The organism is Achromobacter sp. JD-1 (assembly GCF_038594925.1).
Taxonomy (GTDB): Bacteria; Pseudomonadota; Gammaproteobacteria; order Burkholderiales; family Burkholderiaceae_B; genus Achromobacter; species Achromobacter spanius_C.
Window position 1 is genome coordinate 95,839 of the sequence record NZ_JBCGCS010000007.1, and the last position, 18,865, is coordinate 114,703.

An 18,865-nucleotide genomic window follows, 5' to 3' on the forward strand; every position below is an offset into this window, starting at 1 on the left:
CTCCAATCGGTCAGCGGCGCATCATACTCGGCGAATCGCCCGAATCATCATCAATCAACGCCCGTTGATACAGCGCGTCCTTATCCAGAATCGTCATGCCGCCATAGTGCGTCCGTAACACCCCCGCGCGCGCCAGCCGGGTCAGCGCGGCGTTGCATCGCTGGCGCGACACGCCGCACAAGCTGGCGATTTCTTCCTGGGATATTTTCAATCGGCCTTGCGTGTCCGAATGGCGTTCGGCATCGAATTGTGCGGCCACGGCGCGGGCCACAGTGGTGTCCACGTCCAGCAGCACGTTGCCGGTGTAGCTGGCCATCAGCCAGTTGACCCGCTGCGCCAGGTGCATCGTCAACGCCTTGGTGAATTCGATGTTGTGGTTCCACAGGCGTTCGCAAGTGTCGCGCGGCAGGATGACGATGCGGCTGGGCCGTAGCGCAATCACCTCATATTCAAAGCGTTCGCGGCGCAGCATGGTGGCTTCGCCAAACCAACTGCCGATGCTGAAGCCGGCCAGCGACAGGGACTTGCCGTCCGCACCGGGCGAGGTCCATTTCACCAGGCCTTCGACCACGCCATACCAGCCCAAAGATTTAGACCCCGCGCGAAACAGGTATTCGCCGGTGGCCAGCGACACCGTGCGCAGTTCCGAGCGGACCAGGTTGCGCTCTAGTTCGGGCATGCCGTTGTACCAGGGCACAACGCTCAACATCCTGTCCACCGGGCATGCGGCCGGCTTGCGCTTGGGTACGGCTGTCGGGCTGCCTTGGCTGGCGGGCGGTCCACGCATGGTTTCTCCGTTCAACAACAGGGCGAAAGGGGGGAAGGCGCACAGGTAAACCCTAGGCCGCTTTGTCACCATGATGACTGTACGCGCAAGGGGGGCGTCCCAGAATACTTGAGGCATCAAGAGCCAAAAAACATAAGAGGAGACAGGTATGTTGTCAATGCCACGCATCAAGTCCGGCAGCGCGCTCGCCTGCGCTGCCGCCGTATCGCTGCTAGGCGCCAGCGCCGCCCACGCGCAGATTTCGGACGATGTCATCCGAATCGGGTTCATCACCGACCTGTCCGGCGTGTACTCCGGCCCCGACGGCCCGGGCGGGGCGGAAGCCATCAAGATGGCCATCGAGGAAATGGGCGGCGAGATCAACGGCAAGAAGATCGAACTGTTGACGGCGGACCACCAGAACAAGGCAGACATCGCATCGGCCAAGGCGCGTGAATGGCTGGACCAGCGCGGGCTGGACATGTTGATCGGCGGCACCAATTCCAGCACCGCGCTGGCCATGTCCAAGGTGGCGGCCGACAAGAAGAAACCCATCATCGTGGTGGGCGCGGGCGCACCCACGCTGACCAATGAACAGTGCACGCCCTACACCTTGAACTATGCCTACGACACGGTCGCGCTGGCGCGTGGCACGGGGGCGGCGGTGGTCAAGGCGGGGGGTAAAAGCTGGTATTTCCTGACGGCCGATTACGCCTTCGGCCACGCGCTGCAAGCGGACACGACGAAGGTGGTCGAGGCGGGCGGCGGCAAGGTCGTGGGATCGGTCAAGCATCCCTTGTCGGCCAACGATTTCTCGTCGTTCCTGTTGCAGGCGCAAGCCAGCAAGGCAGAGATTCTTGCCTTGGCGAATGCCGGTGCCGACGCCACCAACGCGATCAAGGCCGCCAACGAATTCGGCGTGACCAAGACGATGAAGCTGGCGGGCATGATCATGTTCATCAACGACATCCACGCCATGGGCTTGCCCGCCACGCAGGGCCTGTACCTGACCGATAGCTGGTACTGGAACGCATCGGATGCGACCCGCGCCTGGAGCCAGAAGTTCTTTGAACGCCGCAACGCCATGCCGTCGTCGCTGCAGGCGGCCGACTATTCCGCGGCGCTGCAATACTTGCGCGCGGTCAAGGCCTTGGGCACGGACGACGGTGACCGCGTGTTGGCATACCTGCGCGAGAACAAGTTGAATGACATGTACATCAAGGATGGCGTGGTGCGTCCGGATGGCCGAGTGGTCCACGACATGTACCTGTTGCAAGTGAAGACGCCGGACGAATCCAAAGAGGCTTGGGACTACTTCAAGGTGCTGCAGACCATTGACGGTAACGAGGCCTTCACCAAGAAAGCCGAAAGCCGCTGCGCGCTGTGGAAGTGAACCGGAGACCCCCATGGCCAAACGTAAAGTCATCGTAACCATCGCCCCGACCGGGGGCATGGCATTCAAGGCCCAGAACCCGCATCTGCCGACCCAACCCGCTGAAATCGCCGAGGACGTCTACCGCTGCTACAACGCGGGCGCCAGCGTGGTGGCACTGCACGCGCGCCGGCCCGACGACCAGGCCACGTGCGATCCCGCCATCTACCGCGACATGAACCAACGCATCCGCGAGCGTTGCGACATCGTGCTGAACAACTCCACCGGGGGCGGCGTGCATGGCGACATGGTGAAGGAAACGTCGCCCGGCACCTGGGAAATCTTGTGGGAAGAACGGCTCAAGGGCATGGATGCCGGCGCCGAAATGTGCACGCTGGACGCCACCACGCTGAACCTGGCGTTTGGCGACCGCGAATACCTGATGAATACGCCGCTGAGCAAGGCGCGCGAACTGGCGGCCGGCATGAAGGCGCGCGGCATCAAGCCCGAGTGGGAGGTCTTCAGCCCCACGCACATCCTGCAAGACGCCACGACGCTGATTGATGAAGGGCTGGACGAAGGGCCGCACTTCATCAACCTGGTCATGAACGTGCACCGCAATTTTCAGAACGCGATGCCGTTCTCGCCCCGGCATCTGCAAATGATGGTGGACCTGCTGCCGAAGAACAGCATTTTTTGCGTCAGCGGTATTGGACCTTCGCAGCTTGAGGCCAACATCAGCGCGTTGCTGCTGGGCGGCCATGCGCGTGTGGGCCTGGAAGACAACCTGTACTACCGGCACGGCGAACTGGCCACCAACGTTCAACTGACCGAGCGCATCGTGCGCATCATCCGCGAAATGGACATGGAGCCGGCCACGCCAGCGGAAGCGCGCGAGATCATGGGCTTGCCCTTGCAAAGCGGCATCCGCCCCGAGTTCGCGGTCTGAACGCCTTAACGTTGACGAGACATCATGATTGAATCCCTGAACGGCAAGCGCGTCCTGATCACGGCGGGCGCGCAGGGCATCGGCCTGGCCATCGCGCAGAAATTCCTGGCGTCCGGCGCCGAGGTGCACATCTGCGACGTGGACGCCGCGGCCTGCGAGGCAGCACGCAGCGCCAACCCGCGTATGACGGTAAGCGTGACCGACGTCTCCAGCGAAGCGCAAGTAATGGCCATGTTCGCGGACCTGGCCGCCCGCTGGGGCAAGCTGGACGCGCTGATCAACAACGCGGGCGTGTCCGGCCCCACCAGCCGGCTGGAAGACACCACGCTGGACGCCTGGCAGAACACGCTGGACGTGAACCTGACCGGCACCTTTTTGTGCGCGCGCAGCGCCGTGCCCTTGTTGCGGGCGGCCGGTGGCGGCGCCATCATCAATATTTCGTCGGTGGCGGGCCGCCTGGGCTTTTCGCTGCGTAGCCCTTACAGCGCCAGCAAGTTCGGCCTGGCCGGGTTGACGCAGACGTGGGCCATGGAACTGGGGCCGTCCAATATTCGCGTCAACTCCGTGCTACCGGGCGTGGTGTCGGGCGATCGCGTCGAGCGCGTCATTGCCGCCCGCGCACAGGCAGGCGGCGTCAGCAACGATGCGATGCGCGAACAACTGGTCGAGAAAGTCTCGCTACGCCGCATGACCCGCCCCGAAGACGTGGCCAATCAAGTGGCCTACCTGTGTTCCGACGAAGGCGCGGTCATCAGCGGGCAGAGCATCTCGGTGTGTGGCAACGTGGAGTACCTGGGCTGAGCACAGGGGGAATCAAGCCCTGGGCATTCCCCCGTTCTTCTCATACGCCAGATAGTCCAGATGGATGCCGATGTGGTCCGCGATGTATTTCGCGTCGTGCCACACACCCCAGATAAATGACGACGACCGGTTCGACTGGTTCGGCAGGCCCAGAAAATAGATGCCTTTTTCAGCGGTGATGCCGCGCTTGTGGACCGGATAGCCCTGGTCGTCGAACACGTCCACTTCCATCCAGCGGTAATCCACCTTGAAGCCGGTTGCCCAGACGATGCTGGTGATACCAGCCTCGGCCAGGTTCAGGCTAAGGATGGGGTTTGTCAGGCAGTCGGGGTCGTCCAGCAATTCCCAGGCTTCGGGTTCTGCCGGCAGGTCCAGGCCGTTCTGTTCGATATAGGCGTCGGCCTCGCGCAGCACTTCAAAGTAGTCCGCATCGCCTTGCGCCACGTTCTCGGCCAAGCCCTCTTGGAACGTCATCACGCCGTTCTCAAAGCGCTGCGTGATGCCGACCAACTGAATGCCCGCATGCGCCAGACGGCGGAAGTCGATGGTCTTGCCGTTGTCGTAGCCGCTGACCGCAAAGGCGACGTGCTCGCGCTTGGGCTTTTTCTTGACCTCGTCCCACATGCCCAGCGCGCCCAGCCACCAGCAGTAGTCGCGTTCGCGGTAGGAACGGGGCGGGCGATAGTGTTCGCCAACGGACAGGTACACGGTGCGTCCCGCGCGGCGCAATTCCTCGGCAATCTGCGAGCCCGAAGCGCCCGCACCCACCACCAGCACCGCGCCGTCGGCAAGCTGGTCGGGGTTTTTGTAAGCCGATGAATGCACCTGCTGAATGCCCGCGTCTTCAGGCACGATGGCCGGATAGCTGGGAATCTGAAATGCGCCGGTTGCGGTCACCACATGCAGCGCTTCAAATACCCCATCCGATGTCGTGATGGTGAAGCCGGGGCGCTTCTGGTTGCGTTGCACACGCAGGACCTCGACGCCGGTGCGTACGGGCGCATTAATCATCCTGGCGTAGTCTTCAAAGTACTGCGCCATGCGTTCCTTGGGCGGGAACACGTCCGCGCCGATGTCGTCGAACTTCAGGCTGGGAAAGCGGTCGTGCCAGGCGGGGCCGTTGGCCACCAGCGAGTCCCAGCGTTCAGAGCGCCAGCGTTCGGCGATGCGCTTGCGTTCCAGCACGATGTGGTCAATGCCCATCGCGCCCAGGTGCTCACTCATCGCGATGCCGGCTTGGCCGGCGCCGATCACCAAGGTATTGGTTTTTTCCACTGACATTGCTTTTCCTAAGAAGGTTCAAGACCGCATACGTGCATCGATGCGGCGCAGTGTGAGCCAGATGTCCGCGCTTGATAACTTGGTTTTTTGGACGCTGGGCTTAGGAAAAAGCAAATCACTCGCTCTGAACCGAGCCAGGACCTCGTTTCGTTTTTTCCGATGGACCGCATCAATATCCACAAACGGCCGACGGACCCCGCTTCCCTTATTCTGCAAAGCATCGCGCAACAGATAGAGCCGCCATGCAGAACAGCCCCGTGTCCCCAAAATCGTCCAGCGCGGTGAGCCTGGAAGGAGTGGTCAAGAAGTACCGTCAGCAGACGGTCTTGCAGGAGCTGTCGCTGAAGATCCGGCGTGGTGAATTCCTGACGTTGCTGGGGCCGTCAGGCTGCGGCAAGACCACGCTCTTGAACCTGATCGCGGGGTTCGCGCAAGCGGACAACGGCGAGATCTTCATCGAAGATCAACTGGTTACGGATCTGCCGCCCTATCAGCGGCAGATTGGCATGGTGTTCCAGAACTACGCGCTGTTTCCCCATATGACGGTGGCGCGCAACATTGGCTATGGCCTGCGCATGCGAAGGATGCCGGCCGACGAGATTGCCCAGCGCGTGGCAGAGGCCATGGCGCTGGTCAAGCTGGATGGGTTGGGCGAACGCAAGCCCCGCGAGCTGTCCGGCGGCCAGCAGCAGCGCGTGGCCCTGGCCCGCGCCTTGGTGATCCGCCCCAAGGTGCTGCTGCTGGACGAGCCATTCTCGGCGCTGGACAAGGGTCTGCGCGGCTCGATGCAGGTGGAAATTCGAGAGATCCAGCGCAAGCTGGGCGTGACCACGGTGTTCGTCACGCACGATCAGGGCGAGGCGCTGGCCATGTCGGACCGCATCGCGGTGATGTCCAGCGGCGTCATCCGCCAGATCGCCACGCCCGACGAGCTCTACCGCAATCCGCAAGATCCGTTCGTGGCCTCGTTCCTGGGCGATGTGAACATACTGCCCGCGCACTACCACGGGTCTGATCCGGACGGCATCTTGCTGCGCCTGGGCGCGGGCCTGATCCGCGTGGCGCGAGACCGGCTGGTGGGCGGCTCGCACGAAGGCCGCCGCCTGGACATCTACGTGCGGCCCGAACAGATCCGGCTTGAGAGCCTGCATAGCGAATCCGTGCTTAGCGGCACGGTCGTGAACCATGTGTTCCAGGGGGATCACATTGATTCCTATATCGACGTCGATATCCCCGTGGCCGGCCACCAGCGCGTGATGGTGCGCAGCGCGGGGCTGGACGCCTTGCAGCATTGGCCGGTGGGCTCGGTGACCGGCCTGGCGCTGCCTGGCCAGGGCATCAGCGTGTTCAACGTGTCGTAATGCCCGCCATGACGTTCATCCCCGCCACCATGCAGGCCGTGGTCGCCCGCGAACCCGGCGACGCCAGCGTGCTGGCGCTGGCGGCAAGGCCGGTGCCCGTGCCGGGTCCCGGCGAAGTGCTACTGCGCGTGCGTGCAGCCGGCGTCAACCGGCCCGACATCATGCAACGGCAAGGGGCCGCGCGCGTGCCAGCCGGCGTGACCGACGTGCTGGGCCTGGAAGCCTGCGGCGAGGTCGTCGCCGCAGGCCCCGGCGTGCCTGAAGCGCTGCTGGGGCAACGACTGATGAGCCTGTTGCCGGGCGGCGGCTATGCGCCCTGGTGCGTGGCGCGCGTCGACCATTCCTTTGTGGCGCCGGCGTGCCTGGACGATGACGCGGCGGCGGCCCTGCCCGAAGGCCTGTACACCGTGTGGCACAACCTGTTTGAGCTTGGCCGTCTGCGCATGGGCCAGACTGTGTTGATCCATGGCGCGGCGGGGGGCATTGGTACGCTGGCCGTCCGCATGGCGCACGCGGCGGGCGCGCGGGTGGTGGCCACGGCGGGGCGCGCGGACCGTTTGCCGACGTTGCGCGAGATGGGCGCGGCCCAGGCCGTGTGCTACCGCGACACGGACTTCGCGCAAGCCTGCCTGGACGCCACGCAGGGGCAGGGCGTGGACGTGGTGCTGGACATGGTGGGCGGCGACTATGTGCGGCGCAACCTGCAGGCGCTGGCCTTTGGCGGCCGCCACGTCAGCCTGTCTTTCCTGCAAGGGTCGCAAGTCAGCATCGACTTGCTGGCTCTGATGCAAAAGCAATTAAGCCTGCATTCATCAACGCTGCGGCCGCAAAGCGCCGAAGAGAAAACGCGCATGGCGCAGGCCATCACACGGCACGTGTTGCCCTTGGTGTCGGACGGCCGCATCGCCCCGCGTGTGCACGCCAGCCTGCGGCTGTCCGAGGCGGCGCAGGCGCACCGCCTACTGGAAAGCGGCGACGTCTTCGGCAAGGTCGTACTGCGTCCTTGAGGCGTTGCGTTGTTGGTTTTGCGTTCGCGATAAAGGAATAGACCCTAGATGCTTCAACTGCTCTACGCACCCACGTCCCCCTACGTCCGAAAAGTCATGGTTTGCGCGCATGTGGCGGGTGTGGCGGATCAGATCCAATGGCTGGACAGCGCGGCCAACCCGGTGCGGCGCGATGCCCGTATCGCCGCCCATAACCCCTTGGCCAAGGTGCCGACGCTAATCCTGGCCGATGGCCAAGCGCTGTACGACAGCCGCGTCATCTGCGAATACCTGGCCCACCTGGGCGGCAACGCCGATCTGTTCCCCGCCGTGGGGCCGCGCCGCTGGGTCGCCCTGGCGCAACAGGCGTTGGGAGATGGGCTGCTGGACGCGGCCCTGCTGGCGCGCTATGAACGCACGGCCCGGCCGGCTGAATATCAATGGCCGGTGTGGCGCGATGCGCAACTGGTCAAGGTCGGCGCCTGCCTGGAGCAGATCGAACAGCAGGCCGGCGAGCTGGTCCGCCCGCTGATCGACCCGCAGACCGAGACGCTTGCGACGCCAGCGCCCACCATCGGTGACGTCACCCTGGGCTGCGCGTTGGGCTATCTGGATTTTCGTTTTCCTGAACTGGACTGGCGCGCCGGCCATCCGCGCGCCACGCAATGGGAAGCGGCGTTTCGCAAGCTGCCCGCCATGCAGGCAACCCTTCCCCATGAAGCTTGAGGTCGCACCGCCATGAATTCCTCTACTCCTGCCATCGTTTGGTTTCTCAACGGCCCGAACGCCAATCTATACGGCCTGGACGCCAACAAGACCTATGGCGCCGAGAGCTTTCCGGCGCTGCGCGACCGTTGCGAAAAGAAGGCGGCCAGCCTGAGCCTGCAATTGCATTTCGTGCAATCCAACCATGAAGGCCAGTTGATCGACTGGATCCAGGAAGCGCGCGGCGATGCGCAAGGCATCATCATCAACGCCGCGGGCCTGACGTATTCCTCGATTCCCATCCTGGATGCCCTGCTGGCGTTCCCCGGCCGCATCATCGAAGTCCACATGAGCAACATCTGGCGGCGCGAAGCGTTTCGCCATCATTCCTACATTTCCAAAGCGGCCGACGGCGTCATCGCGGGGCTGGGCGGCGAGGGCTACGAGCTGGCCATTGAAGCCATGTCGCGCCTGATTGCGCGGCCGGCTTGAGAAGGCGATACCGATGACGTCAAGCAACACCGCGAGCAACAAGGCAAGCAACACGGCAAGCAACACGGCAAGCAACATCGAAAGCCTCGCCGCGCCGTCTGGCGCGATGGTCTTCTACAGCCAGTTCGACGATTTCACCGCGTGGAAACAGGCATTGCAGGCGCGCATGCCACGGTTGCGCATCCTGCACGAGAGCGAGGTCGACGACCCCACCGCCATCCACTACGCGCTGGCCTGGAAGCCACCCGCCGGATTCTTCGACCCCATGTCCAACCTGCGCCTGATCATCAACCTGGGCGCGGGGGTGGATTCGTTGGTTGGCCGTAACGATCTTCCGGCCGGCGTACCCATTACCCGCATCACTGACCCGCAGATGGCCCGCATGATGGCGGGCTACGTGCTGTTCGCCACGCTGCGCCACGCGCGTGATATCCCCTGGTTTGAACAGGCGCAGCGCCGCGGGGAATGGGCGTACCGGCACCCGCGCTCGCCAGAGGACACGCGGGTTGCGGTGCTGGGCCTGGGGGAACTGGGCGCGTATGCGGCCCATGAACTGCAACGCCAGGGCTTCACTGTGCTGGGCTGGTCGCGCAGTCCGCGCCAGATCGCGGGGGTGCAGTGCCACGCGGGTATGGACGCGCTGGATACGGTGATATCTCAAGCCGACATCCTGGTGATCATGCTGCCGCTGACGCCGCAAACGCGTGGTCTGCTCAACCGGACACGGCTTGAAAAGCTGCCGCGCGGGGCCGCGCTGATCAACGTGGCGCGCGGCGCGCTGGTAGACCAGGCGGCCATGACGACGCTGCTGCAAAGCGGGCATATCGGCGCGGCAACCCTGGATGTCTTTGAACGCGAGCCCCTGCCCGGCGATGATCCGCTTTGGGCCATGGACAACGTGCTGATCACGCCGCATCTGGCGTCTGTCGCCATTCCTGCGTCGGCGGCGGCGCAGATCGCCGAGAACATCGCGCGCGTGTCTTGCGGCGATGCCCCGGCCAACCAGATCGACCCGTCGCGCGGGTACTGAGCGCTGGGGCGCCGGACCGCCGGCCGCCGGACCGCCGGCCGCCTACTCCACCTCTTCGATATTCAGGATCTTGCCCAGGCCCAGGAAAGCGTTGGCAAGCGCCAGCAGGCTGGCCGTCACGGCGATATACACCACCGACAGCGCGGCCAGGGTCGGGTCCGCGAATTCACGCACGTAGTTGTACATCGACACCGGCAGCGTCTGCGTCAGTTGCGTCGTGACGAAGAGCGACGCGGTGAATTCACTGAACGACATGATGGCGGCGAACAACCACCCGCCAAAGAGACCGGGCGCCAGCAACGGCACGGTCACCGTGAACATCACCTTCAAGGGCGACGCGCCCAGGCTGGCCGCCGCCTGTTCCAGGCGTTCGTCGATATTCTCCATGGACACATACACGCTGCGCATCACGAAGGGCAACACCAGCATCACATGGCACAGGATGACCAGGCCGTAGCCCCGGTCCATATCAAACTGCGCCACCAGAATCAGCAGCCCCAGGCCCAGCGTGAAATGTGGGATCACCAGCGGCGACAGCAAGATCGCCTGCAACATGTCCTTGCCGGGAAAGCCCATGCGCTTGACGGCGATGGCCAGCGCGGTGCCGATGAACAGCGCCAGGAACGACGCCCAGACCATCACGATCAGGCTGGCGCGAAAGCCCTGCTGGAAGTCCGGGTACGTGAACACCCGTTCAAACCAGCGTAGCGACCAGGCTTCGGGCGGAAACGTCAGCAGCGCCTTGTCGTTGAACGACGCCAGGGTCACCACCACCACCGGCAACAGCACGAAGGCCAGAATCAGGGTGATCAGCAGCGGCGCGCCAATGCGCAGCGGCAAGGGCAGGGTGTGTTTGATGGCCATGCTAGTGCGCTCCCATTGCTTTGAGTCGCTTGGTGGCCCGGCCCAGCAGCGTCAGCGAAACGACCGTCAACGTCAGGCCCGCAACGCTCAGGCTCGCGGCCAGGGGAAAGTTCATGGAAGAAAAGCCCAGTTGGTAGACCAGTGTCGACACCGTCGGCACACGACCGCCGCCGATCATCTGTGGGGTGGCAAATGCGCTGAACGTCCACGCGAACGACGTGGTGATGCTGGCGATGATGCCCGGCATGGACAGCGGCAGCGTAACGGTCAGGAAGGTGCGCACGGGGCCGGCGCCGAGGCTTTGCGCGGCTTTTTCATAGTCGCGGTTGATGTGCGAAATGGCGGTGGCCAGCATCAGCACCACCACGGGTATCGTCACATGCACCAACGCAATCAGCACGCCCAGGTGTGTGAACATCAGGTTCAGCGGCAGATCGATCAGGCCAATTTTCCGCAGCACCGTGTTGATGAAGCCGTTGCTGCCCAGCACGATGATCCACGAGTACGTGCGGACGATTTCACCCAGGAACAGTGGCGTGATCGACACGATGAGGATGAACGATTTCAGCAGGCGGTTGCGCACCCGCACCATGGCGTAGGCCAGCGGGTAGGCCACCAGCAAAGAGCAGACCGTGGTTTCGATGCTGAGCAGCAGCGTGTTGGCGAAGGCGGACAGGTAGACGGACTTGCCCAGCCCGGAGAAATTCGCCAACGTCAGCCCGCCCACATCCAAAGAGCCGGGAATGAAGGCGCGCACGCTGAATTGCAGCACCGCCGCCATCGACACGCAGATGCATACCGCGACGAGGCCGGCCGGCGAGATCAACCAGCCGCGCAGACTGGAACGTGTATTCATAGGGGCTTGTCAATCCGAATGCGTTGATGCTTGCTGGAAACGCCCGTGTCCCGCCATGGGCATGGCCGGGACATGGGCGCGGTGCAACCGGCGCGGTGCAACCGGCGCGGAGTTACCGGCGCGGTATCAGTTCATGATGTTTTCGGTGAACCACTTGCGCCATTCCGCGGTCTTCTCGGCGCGCAGCTTGTCGTCGATCACGATGGCCTGCGTGTCCCACTGTTCCTTGGTGGTGAACACGCCGGGCAGCGCCGCGTCCTCGGCCGATACCTTGGCGTTGGTGACGACCGGGCTGGCCTTCTTGAAGGCCACGATCTTGGACTGCACTTCCGGCGACAAGGCGATGTTCATGAACTTGTAGGCCAGGTCCGCCTTGGTGCTGCCCTTCATGATGCCCATGGTGTCGATGCCCAGCACGGCGCCTTCCTTGGGCATCACCACCTTGATCGGCACGCCCTGGCTGATCATGTAGTAGGCGTTCATCGACAACAGAATCTGCACCGGGGTTTCGCCGGTGGCGATCAGTTGCTGGCTGTTGGCGTCGTTGGTGTAGAAGGCCTTGAAGTTCGGCTTCAGCGCACGCAGCTTGTCCTGGCCTTTTTCCCACGACTTGGCGTCGCCGCCCGACAGCATGGCCGACACGTTGATGATGTGGCTCGGGTCGAAGTCCGGCGCCGACAGCTTGCCCTTGAGCTCGGGGTTCCACAGGTCGTTCCAGCTATCGAACTTGATGTTCTTGGGTGTCAGGTCGGGGCGGTAGCCGATGGTGTACACGTAGGCCCAGCTGCCTACGTGATACGGGCTGACCTTGGCGCGGTCCACCAGGTTGGCGTAGTTGGGCAGCTTGGCGGTGTCCAGCTTTTCGAACAGGCCACCGTCCACATACAGCCAGCCAATGTGCGACGTGGTGAAGGTGATGTCGCTTTCCGGGGTCTTGCTCAGCTTGGCCTTGTTGAGCCGGTCGATCGTGCCGCCCGTGATGTACTTGACCGGCACGCCGGTCTGGCGGGTGAATTCCTTGCCGATGTTCTCGTCGATCAGGTCGCGGAAGCTGCCGCCCCAGGTGCTGACCACCAGCGCGTCCTGGGCCCAGGCGACGTTGCCAAGCAGCGCGCCGGCAAGCAGGCCGGCTACCGTAAGTTTGCGAATCATTGAAATCCCCTTGTTTATGTTGGTTCCGCCGAGCGCTTCCGACTGGAAGCCAGATGATGGAAGAGGGGCTGGCGGGGGCCAAGTCGCCTTTTCCTTCGGCCTGGCTCGAATTTCCTGAGGCGCGGCCATGCCGTGCCTGAGTCGGAAATTCCGAGAGTGGGCAAAGGAAAAAACAAATAGCCGCTGGCGCCGTCCGGGTTTGAAGATGGGGGCCACCATTGACCCCTCCCACGACGCAGCCATGAAACACAAGCGCATCCGCACCTTCAACACCAAGATCACCTATCCCGAACAGAGCCTGGACAACGATCTGTGCCAGGCCGTGGTGGCCCGGGGCAGCACGGTCTTCCTGCGGGGACAGATCGGACAGAACCTGGATACCTCTGAAAGCGTGTGCATCGGCGACGCCGCCGGGCAGGCCGAGCAGGCCATGGCGAACATCGCCATGCTGCTCAAGGAGGCGGGTGGCGAACTCGAGGACATCTGCAAGATCACCATTTACCTTATTGATCCGCGCTACCGCGAGGCCGTCTACCGCGTGGTGGGGCGCTGGCTCAAGGGGGTATTCCCGGTGTCCACCGGCATCGTGGTGTCGGCCTTGGCGCGGCCCGAATGGCTGGTCGAAATCGACGCCACCGCCGTCATCCCCGACTGATTCCCACCCAGGCCAACAACCATGACCTTTTCGATCATTGCCCGCTGCCCAGCCTCCGGCCAGTTTGGCGCGGCCGTTTCGTCGTCTTCGCCCGCCGTGGCCTCGCGCTGCATCCGTGCGCGCGCGGGCGTGGGGGCTGCCGTCAGCCAGAACATCACCGACCCCGCGCTGGGGCCGCTGGCGCTGGACCTGATGGCAGCCGGGCATAGTCCGCAACAAGCGCTGGATGGCTTGCAGGAACGGCCTTTCATCGCGTATCGCCAGTTGATGGCGATAGACGCCACGCATCCGCCTGCCATCTACACCGGCGCCAGCGCGCTGGGCGTGCTGGCCAGCGCGGCGGGTGAGCATGCGGCCTGCGCCGGCAACATGCTCGCCAGCACCGACGTGCCGCGCGCCATGCTGGCCGCGTTCGAGCGGGCAGAGGGCGCGCTGGCCGAACGTCTGATGCAGGCGCTGCTGGCTGGCCAGGCGGCGGGTGGGGAAGCGGGGCCGGTGCATTCGGCTGGCCTGCTGGTTTATCAGGACCTGGATTGGCCCATCGTGGACCTGCGCCTGGATTGGGTAGAGGCGGGGCCGGTGGAAGCGCTGTACGACGCCTGGAAAATCTACGAGCCCCAGCTTGCGGCCTACGTGACGCGCGCGCGCGACCCGCGCGAGGCGCCAAGCTTTGGCGTGCCGGGCGACCTGTAAGACTGAGGAAAAAATTGTCCATCACCTTGGGCAGACCGGATACTCTGCAAGATTCCCTGTTCCCTCAAGTTGGACCATGCTCAATCGCATTTCCCTGCGCCAGATGGAGTACCTCGTGGCGACTGCCAAGCATGGCAGCATCGCCGCGGCATCCGCCCAGATCCATATCTCGCCGCCGTCCATCTCGGCGGCCATCGCCCACATCGAGACCGAGCTTGGGGTGCAACTGTTCGTGCGGCATCCCTCCAAGGGCCTGGCGCTGACGCCCTTGGGCATGCAGGTCATGCAGGAATGCGAAGACCTGCTGGAACGCGCCACCAAGCTTTACGAGATTGCATCGAACTCCACGGACGCGATCCAGGGCGTGCTGCGCGTGGGCTGCTTTCAGCCGCTGGCGGCCATGATCGCGCCCGAGGTCATCTTCGGCTTTTCGCGCGCGTTTGAAAAAGTCGAGCTGCATATGGCCGAGGGCGACCAGCAAGAGCTCATCAACAAGCTGCATACGCTGGACATCGACGTGGCGCTGACTTACGACCTGCAATTGGGCGAAGAGATCAGCTTTGAAACGCTGGCGCACATGCCGCCCCATGTGCTGGTCAGCGAACTGCACCCGCTTGCGCAGCAGATTGCCGTCACGCTGGATGAATTGGCGCAATTGCCCATGGTGTTGCTGGACCTGCCCATGAGCCGCGAATATTTCCTGTCCTTGTTCTCCAAGGCCGGGCTGGAACCGAACATCGTGGCGCGTTCGCGTTCTGAAGACGTGGTGCGTTCGATGGTCGCCAACGGCATCGGCTACGCGCTCTTCAACGTGCGGCCGAAGTCGACCCAATCATTGGACGGCAAGCGCCTGGTGCGCCTGCGCCTGGCTGGCGAGCAACGGCCCATGCTGCTGGGCCTGGCCACCTACAAACCGATGAAGCCTTCGCGCCTGACGCAAGCGTTCATGCAGCGCTGCCGCGCGTATATCTCGGATCAGTACATTCCGGGAATGAGCGCGGCCAGTTTTTTCGATCCCTATATTTCAGGCGTGGCCACGGCCGATCCGCCATGACGCGCAAGATGCGGGTTTGGCAAGCGGGATGTCATCGGGCGTAAATATTCTCTACCTACCATGCTGCGTTCTCTAACCAGTCTGGTTGATCCCGATGATTCAAGCACGACCCTCGCGCAGGCGGCTTCCTGCCTACGCCTTGCGCGCAACGTCCCTGGCGGTTGTTCTGGCCTTGTCCGCCTGCGGCGGCGATGACGACAACGCGTCAGATCAGAACGATGTTGCCTATGTCATCCCGGCGCCGCCCGCCGGGCTGGGCCGAGTCGATACCGCGCCTGTGCCCGATGCGCCCGCCTTTGTTGACTTCGCCAGCACGAACCAGCGCGGCGACCCGCGCTACGCCACCTTGGAAACCAATGCCGGCGTGCGTGTGCTGGGCGGCTTCCTGGACATCTGGGAGCCGCGCACGCGCTTGGTGGATGCCGGTGTTACCGCGGCGGGCGCCGACGGCTTTCCGGGCATCATCGCGTCGGACTGGACGGGCATACCCGGCGACGCCACCGATGGCCGCGTGAAGAACAAGGCCGTGCACGACGAGAACATCGACTTCGTCGTGCGCACCACCGCAGCCCGCACGCCGGAGCAGGCCACGGCCGCCTATCTGGATGATCGGCGCGGCAAGAACTACAGCGTGACCGATGGCTTGGGCCCATTGACGCCCTTTTGGCGCACGGCTGCCCAGCAGACCACCAGCATCAACGACGTGGCGCCCGACGCCACCACCGTGAAGTACGACGACACCGGCAACAACACCGGGGTAAGTGGTGCCGCCAACCCGGCCTTTGGCGACGTCATCGCCTTTGTACAGAGCATGGGCGGCAATGCGTCTACCGAGCCAAGCAAGCGCTACTTCAAGTACGCGCGCCCGTGGCGCTGGAGCGCCAGCGTGCAGGTGGTGCCCACGCTTGAACCCGCCAAGAGCCTGACTCCCCCGACCGATGGCGGCTACCCCAGCGGGCACACGGCGGAATCCGTGCGCAACGCCATCGGCATGGCCTACCTGGTGCCGGAGCGTTTCCACGAATTGCTGGCGCGCGGCCTGGAACTGGGTGAAAGCCGCATCATCGCCGGCATGCATTCGCCGCTGGACGTGATCAGCGGCCGCATGCTGGGGCAGGCATCGGCGCTGGCCAACATCTACGCCGCCAGCGAGGGCACGCGCTCGGTCGCCTACGCGCAGGCGCACCAGACCTTGATGGCCGCCGTGGGCGCCAGCACGCCGGAACAATTCCTGGCCTTCGCGCATTCGCAGGATGTCAGCCAGGACCGCTTTGCGGATCATGCCGCGAACAAGGCTGAGTACCGTCGCCGCCTGACGTTCGCCTTCACGCAGATTGGCGACACCGGCAAGCCGCCCGTCGTGCCCAAGGGCGCCGAGGTCATGCTGGAAACGCGCCTGCCGTATCTGACGGCCGAGCAACGCCGCGTGGTGTTGAAGACCACGGCGCTGCCCTCGGGCTATCCCGTCATTGACGACGCCGAAGGCTTCGGCCGCTTGAACCTGTTCGCGGCGGGCGATGGCTACGGCGCCTTCAATGGCGACGTGGACGTGACCATGACCGCCAGCCGTGGCGGCTTCAATGCGCTGGACGTGTGGCGCAATGACATCGCGGGCGCGGGCAAGCTCACCAAGAGCGGCACCGGCACCCTGGGGTTGGCGGGCGCCAACTCCTACACCGGCGGCACCGTGGTTGCCGGTGGCACGTTGCGCGCCGACTCGGCCAAGGCGTTGGGCGATGGCGCGGTGTACCTCAGCGGCGGCGTCTTGGCGCTGAATGCCGTCGATGCAGTGCAGGTGCAGGGCAGCTATACGCAGACCTCGGCGGGCGTTCTGCAAACCCTGATCGGCGACGATGAGGCTGGCCAGATCGCGGTGCACGCGGATGCAGCGCTGGCGGGGCAGTTGAACGTTGATTTCCGTTCCGGTTACACGCCGCGGGCGGGTGCAACGATCACGGTGCTGCGCGCCAACAAGGTGCATGGCACGTTTGGCGGCATCACGGTCAAGGGCTTCAAGGCCACCGCTGTCTACAACGCTGACAGCGTGCAGGTGCGCCTGGATTCGGCGGGCTAAGCGGTGCGGGCGGCATCGAATCCACAAGCCATGACGGCAAGCTGAATCCGCCTGTCGCGGGGTGCTGGGCGACCTTGTCGCCCGCGCGCCGGCTTGGCCCCTGCCTTCGGGATGGCGGGGGCCTTTTTTCTTTGCGATGGGTATGCGTGAAACTCTGGGTTTTCGGCGTAGGGGCTTTTCCATAAACTACCGGACCACCCCCAATAACGAGAACGCCATGAGACAGTTTTTCCCTACCCTGGGCGCCGCCCTGGTTTTGTCGCTGAGTGCGCACGCCGCCTTGGCCCAGGCAGCGCCGGCTGCGGGCGCCAAGCCGGCGGCAGCCCCCGCCACTCCCCGCGATCCCTTCTTCTGGTTGGGGGAAATCAACAAAGCCACCGCCGTCATCAATACCGATGAAGGGCTGTTGGACAAGTCCATGGCGCCGCGCCTGGCGGCGGGGGTGGCCAAGGTGATCCATGACGGCAATCAGCCCGGCGGCAAGCGCCCCGCCACCGTCATTACCTTCGAACCCCTGCTGATCAAGGCGGCGGGCGAAGACATCACGCTGTTGCACGCCGGCCGTTCCAGCCAGGACATGCACGCGACCTATCGCAGCGCCATCCTGCGCGACAAGCTGCTGGAGCTGGCCGACCAACTGAACAAGACGTCCACCACGCTGGTGGAGCTGGCCGCCAAGCACGCCGGCACCGTCGTGCCCAACTACACCAATGGTGTGGCCGCGCAGCCCAACAGCTATGGCCACTACCTGTTGGGCCAGGCCGCGGGCCTGGCGCGTGACGCAGACCGCATCCGCGAAGCCTATGTGCGTATCGACCGTTCACCCATGGGAACCACCGTGCTCAATGGCACCAGTTGGCCGCTGGACCGCAAGCGCATGGCGCAGTACCTGGGCTTTGAAGCGCTGGTGGACAACGCCTACGATGCTTCGCAGATCTCGTCCATGGACCAGCCCGTGGAAGTGGCGTCCATCGTGACCAGCATCGCGCTGCGCACAGGCAACTTCGTTGAAGACGTCATGACGCAGTACGCGCAGTCGCGTCCCTGGATCCTGCTGCAAGAGGGGGGCGACAACACCTATGTGTCCAGCGCCATGCCGCAAAAGCGCAACCCGGGTTTGCTGAACTCTACCCGCAGCGACGCCTCTACCGCGCTGACGCTGGCGATGGGGCCGGCCATCCAGACGCACAACATCACGCCGGGCATGAGCGATCCCAAGGACGTGAAGCAGAATTCCGCGATGGTGGACAGCGGCATCTCGGCGCTCAAGCGCTGGGACCGCGTGTTGAAGGCCATGGTCATCAGCCCCGAGCGCGCGCTGGAAGAACTGAACAGCGACTGGACCGCGTCGCAGGAACTGGCCGACGTGCTGATGCGCAAGTACAAGCTGCCGTTCCGCGACGGCCACCACTTTGCGTCCGAAGTGGTCAGCTACGCCCGCTCCAACAACATCAAGCCGTTGGATTTTCCGTATGAGCAGGCCCGCCGCATTTACGCGGACACGATGAAAGACTCCAAGTACGCCAAGGAATTGCCGATGAGCGAAGCGGAATTCCGCTCGACGCTGGACCCCGTGGCCATCGTGAAGAACCGCGCCACCATCGGCGGCCCGCAGCCCGCCGAGATGGACCGCATGCTGAAGGCCGCGCGTGAGCAGTTGAGCGCGCAGGGCAAGTGGATTCAGGATCGCCGCGCCCACATCAACCAGTCCCTGGCCGAGCTGGACAAGCAGTTCAACACCTTGGCGGCCAGCGCCACGAAGTAAGCGCAAGCG

The 18,865-nt window shown here is 64.1% G+C and carries 18 protein-coding genes; 13 read left to right on the forward strand and 5 right to left on the reverse strand.

Going from position 1 to position 18,865, the window contains the following annotated elements; translation table 11 throughout:
• Positions 1–10: 10 nt before the first annotated feature.
• Positions 11–787 carry a Crp/Fnr family transcriptional regulator gene (locus WBR68_RS13100; protein ID WP_230694454.1) on the reverse strand — a complete coding sequence of 259 codons (777 nt, stop codon included), beginning with the start codon at positions 785–787 and terminating at the stop codon, positions 11–13.
• Positions 788–944: 157 nt separating this feature from the next.
• Between WBR68_RS13100 and WBR68_RS13105 the strand changes: the two genes are divergently transcribed.
• Genes WBR68_RS13105 through WBR68_RS13115 form a run of 3 tightly spaced genes read left to right on the forward strand, consistent with a single transcriptional unit; the run spans position 945 to position 3,888 of the window.
• On the forward strand, positions 945–2,159 hold the full coding sequence (locus WBR68_RS13105; RefSeq protein ID WP_083447285.1) for an ABC transporter substrate-binding protein: 1,215 nt from the start codon (positions 945–947) through the stop codon (positions 2,157–2,159).
• Between the two features lie 13 nt (positions 2,160–2,172).
• Positions 2,173–3,087 (forward strand): 3-keto-5-aminohexanoate cleavage protein, encoded by a 915-nt coding sequence (locus tag WBR68_RS13110; protein ID WP_230694455.1) that lies wholly within the window; start codon positions 2,173–2,175, stop codon positions 3,085–3,087.
• A 24-nt stretch (positions 3,088–3,111) separates the two neighbouring features.
• Positions 3,112–3,888: an SDR family oxidoreductase gene (locus WBR68_RS13115; RefSeq protein WP_230694456.1), complete on the forward strand. Its 777-nt coding sequence runs from the start codon at positions 3,112–3,114 to the stop codon at positions 3,886–3,888.
• A gap of 12 nt (positions 3,889–3,900) precedes the next feature.
• On the opposite strand, the gene WBR68_RS13120 is transcribed toward WBR68_RS13115, so the two are convergent.
• Positions 3,901–5,169, reverse strand: a complete 1,269-nt coding sequence (locus WBR68_RS13120; RefSeq protein WP_230694457.1) for a flavin-containing monooxygenase — start codon at positions 5,167–5,169, stop codon at positions 3,901–3,903.
• 242 nt (positions 5,170–5,411) lie between these two features.
• On the opposite strand from WBR68_RS13120, the gene WBR68_RS13125 reads away from it, so the two are divergent.
• From WBR68_RS13125 to WBR68_RS13145, 5 genes are read left to right on the forward strand one after another with little or no spacing between them, the layout of a single operon-like run.
• Positions 5,412–6,530 (forward strand): ABC transporter ATP-binding protein, encoded by a 1,119-nt coding sequence (locus WBR68_RS13125; RefSeq protein WP_050445703.1) that lies wholly within the window; start codon positions 5,412–5,414, stop codon positions 6,528–6,530.
• 8 nt (positions 6,531–6,538) lie between these two features.
• The gene (locus tag WBR68_RS13130; RefSeq protein ID WP_050445743.1) at positions 6,539–7,537 is read left to right on the forward strand and encodes an NAD(P)H-quinone oxidoreductase; all 999 of its coding nucleotides are present in this window, start codon (positions 6,539–6,541) and stop codon (positions 7,535–7,537) included.
• Positions 7,538–7,585: 48 nt separating this feature from the next.
• On the forward strand, positions 7,586–8,242 hold the full coding sequence (locus tag WBR68_RS13135; RefSeq protein WP_230694458.1) for a glutathione S-transferase: 657 nt from the start codon (positions 7,586–7,588) through the stop codon (positions 8,240–8,242).
• Positions 8,243–8,254: 12 nt separating this feature from the next.
• The gene (locus WBR68_RS13140) at positions 8,255–8,713 is read left to right on the forward strand and encodes a type II 3-dehydroquinate dehydratase (RefSeq protein WP_230694459.1); all 459 of its coding nucleotides are present in this window, start codon (positions 8,255–8,257) and stop codon (positions 8,711–8,713) included.
• A 13-nt stretch (positions 8,714–8,726) separates the two neighbouring features.
• Positions 8,727–9,743 carry a 2-hydroxyacid dehydrogenase gene (locus WBR68_RS13145; RefSeq protein WP_230694460.1) on the forward strand — a complete coding sequence of 339 codons (1,017 nt, stop codon included), beginning with the start codon at positions 8,727–8,729 and terminating at the stop codon, positions 9,741–9,743.
• 42 nt (positions 9,744–9,785) lie between these two features.
• On the opposite strand, the gene WBR68_RS13150 is transcribed toward WBR68_RS13145, so the two are convergent.
• The 3 genes from WBR68_RS13150 to WBR68_RS13160 form a co-directional block, all read right to left on the reverse strand.
• Positions 9,786–10,607, reverse strand: coding sequence for an ABC transporter permease (locus WBR68_RS13150; RefSeq protein WP_230694461.1), 822 nt, complete (start codon positions 10,605–10,607; stop codon positions 9,786–9,788).
• A 1-nt stretch (position 10,608) separates the two neighbouring features.
• A complete protein-coding gene (locus WBR68_RS13155; RefSeq protein WP_230694462.1) occupies positions 10,609–11,463 on the reverse strand; it encodes an ABC transporter permease in 855 nt (284 codons plus the stop codon).
• A gap of 126 nt (positions 11,464–11,589) precedes the next feature.
• A complete protein-coding gene (locus WBR68_RS13160; RefSeq protein ID WP_050445708.1) occupies positions 11,590–12,615 on the reverse strand; it encodes a polyamine ABC transporter substrate-binding protein in 1,026 nt (341 codons plus the stop codon).
• 241 nt (positions 12,616–12,856) lie between these two features.
• Here WBR68_RS13160 and WBR68_RS13165 point away from each other — a divergent pair, with 241 nt between their 5' ends.
• The 5 genes from WBR68_RS13165 (at position 12,857) to WBR68_RS13185 (ending at position 18,856) form a co-directional block, all read left to right on the forward strand.
• A complete protein-coding gene (locus tag WBR68_RS13165; RefSeq protein WP_127185859.1) occupies positions 12,857–13,270 on the forward strand; it encodes a RidA family protein in 414 nt (137 codons plus the stop codon).
• A gap of 21 nt (positions 13,271–13,291) precedes the next feature.
• Positions 13,292–13,963, forward strand: a complete 672-nt coding sequence (locus tag WBR68_RS13170) for a DUF1028 domain-containing protein (protein WP_230694463.1) — start codon at positions 13,292–13,294, stop codon at positions 13,961–13,963.
• 76 nt (positions 13,964–14,039) lie between these two features.
• Positions 14,040–15,017 (forward strand): LysR substrate-binding domain-containing protein, encoded by a 978-nt coding sequence (locus WBR68_RS13175; RefSeq protein WP_050445710.1) that lies wholly within the window; start codon positions 14,040–14,042, stop codon positions 15,015–15,017.
• Between the two features lie 94 nt (positions 15,018–15,111).
• Positions 15,112–17,091: an acid phosphatase gene (locus tag WBR68_RS13180; RefSeq protein WP_230694464.1), complete on the forward strand. Its 1,980-nt coding sequence runs from the start codon at positions 15,112–15,114 to the stop codon at positions 17,089–17,091.
• Positions 17,092–17,308: 217 nt separating this feature from the next.
• On the forward strand, positions 17,309–18,856 hold the full coding sequence (locus WBR68_RS13185) for an argininosuccinate lyase (RefSeq protein ID WP_230694465.1): 1,548 nt from the start codon (positions 17,309–17,311) through the stop codon (positions 18,854–18,856).
• Positions 18,857–18,865: the final 9 nt, after the last annotated feature.

Coding starts and splice junctions, on each gene's coding strand:
- WBR68_RS13100 (WP_230694454.1), bottom strand. CDS start 787: ATGCGTGGACCGCCCGCCAGCCAAGGCAGCCCGACAGCCGTACCCAAG.
- WBR68_RS13105 (WP_083447285.1), top strand. CDS start 945: ATGCCACGCATCAAGTCCGGCAGCGCGCTCGCCTGCGCTGCCGCCGTA.
- WBR68_RS13110 (WP_230694455.1), top strand. CDS start 2,173: ATGGCCAAACGTAAAGTCATCGTAACCATCGCCCCGACCGGGGGCATG.
- WBR68_RS13115 (WP_230694456.1), top strand. CDS start 3,112: ATGATTGAATCCCTGAACGGCAAGCGCGTCCTGATCACGGCGGGCGCG.
- WBR68_RS13120 (WP_230694457.1), bottom strand. CDS start 5,169: ATGTCAGTGGAAAAAACCAATACCTTGGTGATCGGCGCCGGCCAAGCC.
- WBR68_RS13125 (WP_050445703.1), top strand. CDS start 5,412: ATGCAGAACAGCCCCGTGTCCCCAAAATCGTCCAGCGCGGTGAGCCTG.
- WBR68_RS13130 (WP_050445743.1), top strand. CDS start 6,539: ATGACGTTCATCCCCGCCACCATGCAGGCCGTGGTCGCCCGCGAACCC.
- WBR68_RS13135 (WP_230694458.1), top strand. CDS start 7,586: ATGCTTCAACTGCTCTACGCACCCACGTCCCCCTACGTCCGAAAAGTC.
- WBR68_RS13140 (WP_230694459.1), top strand. CDS start 8,255: ATGAATTCCTCTACTCCTGCCATCGTTTGGTTTCTCAACGGCCCGAAC.
- WBR68_RS13145 (WP_230694460.1), top strand. CDS start 8,727: ATGACGTCAAGCAACACCGCGAGCAACAAGGCAAGCAACACGGCAAGC.
- WBR68_RS13150 (WP_230694461.1), bottom strand. CDS start 10,607: ATGGCCATCAAACACACCCTGCCCTTGCCGCTGCGCATTGGCGCGCCG.
- WBR68_RS13155 (WP_230694462.1), bottom strand. CDS start 11,463: ATGAATACACGTTCCAGTCTGCGCGGCTGGTTGATCTCGCCGGCCGGC.
- WBR68_RS13160 (WP_050445708.1), bottom strand. CDS start 12,615: ATGATTCGCAAACTTACGGTAGCCGGCCTGCTTGCCGGCGCGCTGCTT.
- WBR68_RS13165 (WP_127185859.1), top strand. CDS start 12,857: ATGAAACACAAGCGCATCCGCACCTTCAACACCAAGATCACCTATCCC.
- WBR68_RS13170 (WP_230694463.1), top strand. CDS start 13,292: ATGACCTTTTCGATCATTGCCCGCTGCCCAGCCTCCGGCCAGTTTGGC.
- WBR68_RS13175 (WP_050445710.1), top strand. CDS start 14,040: ATGCTCAATCGCATTTCCCTGCGCCAGATGGAGTACCTCGTGGCGACT.
- WBR68_RS13180 (WP_230694464.1), top strand. CDS start 15,112: ATGATTCAAGCACGACCCTCGCGCAGGCGGCTTCCTGCCTACGCCTTG.
- WBR68_RS13185 (WP_230694465.1), top strand. CDS start 17,309: ATGAGACAGTTTTTCCCTACCCTGGGCGCCGCCCTGGTTTTGTCGCTG.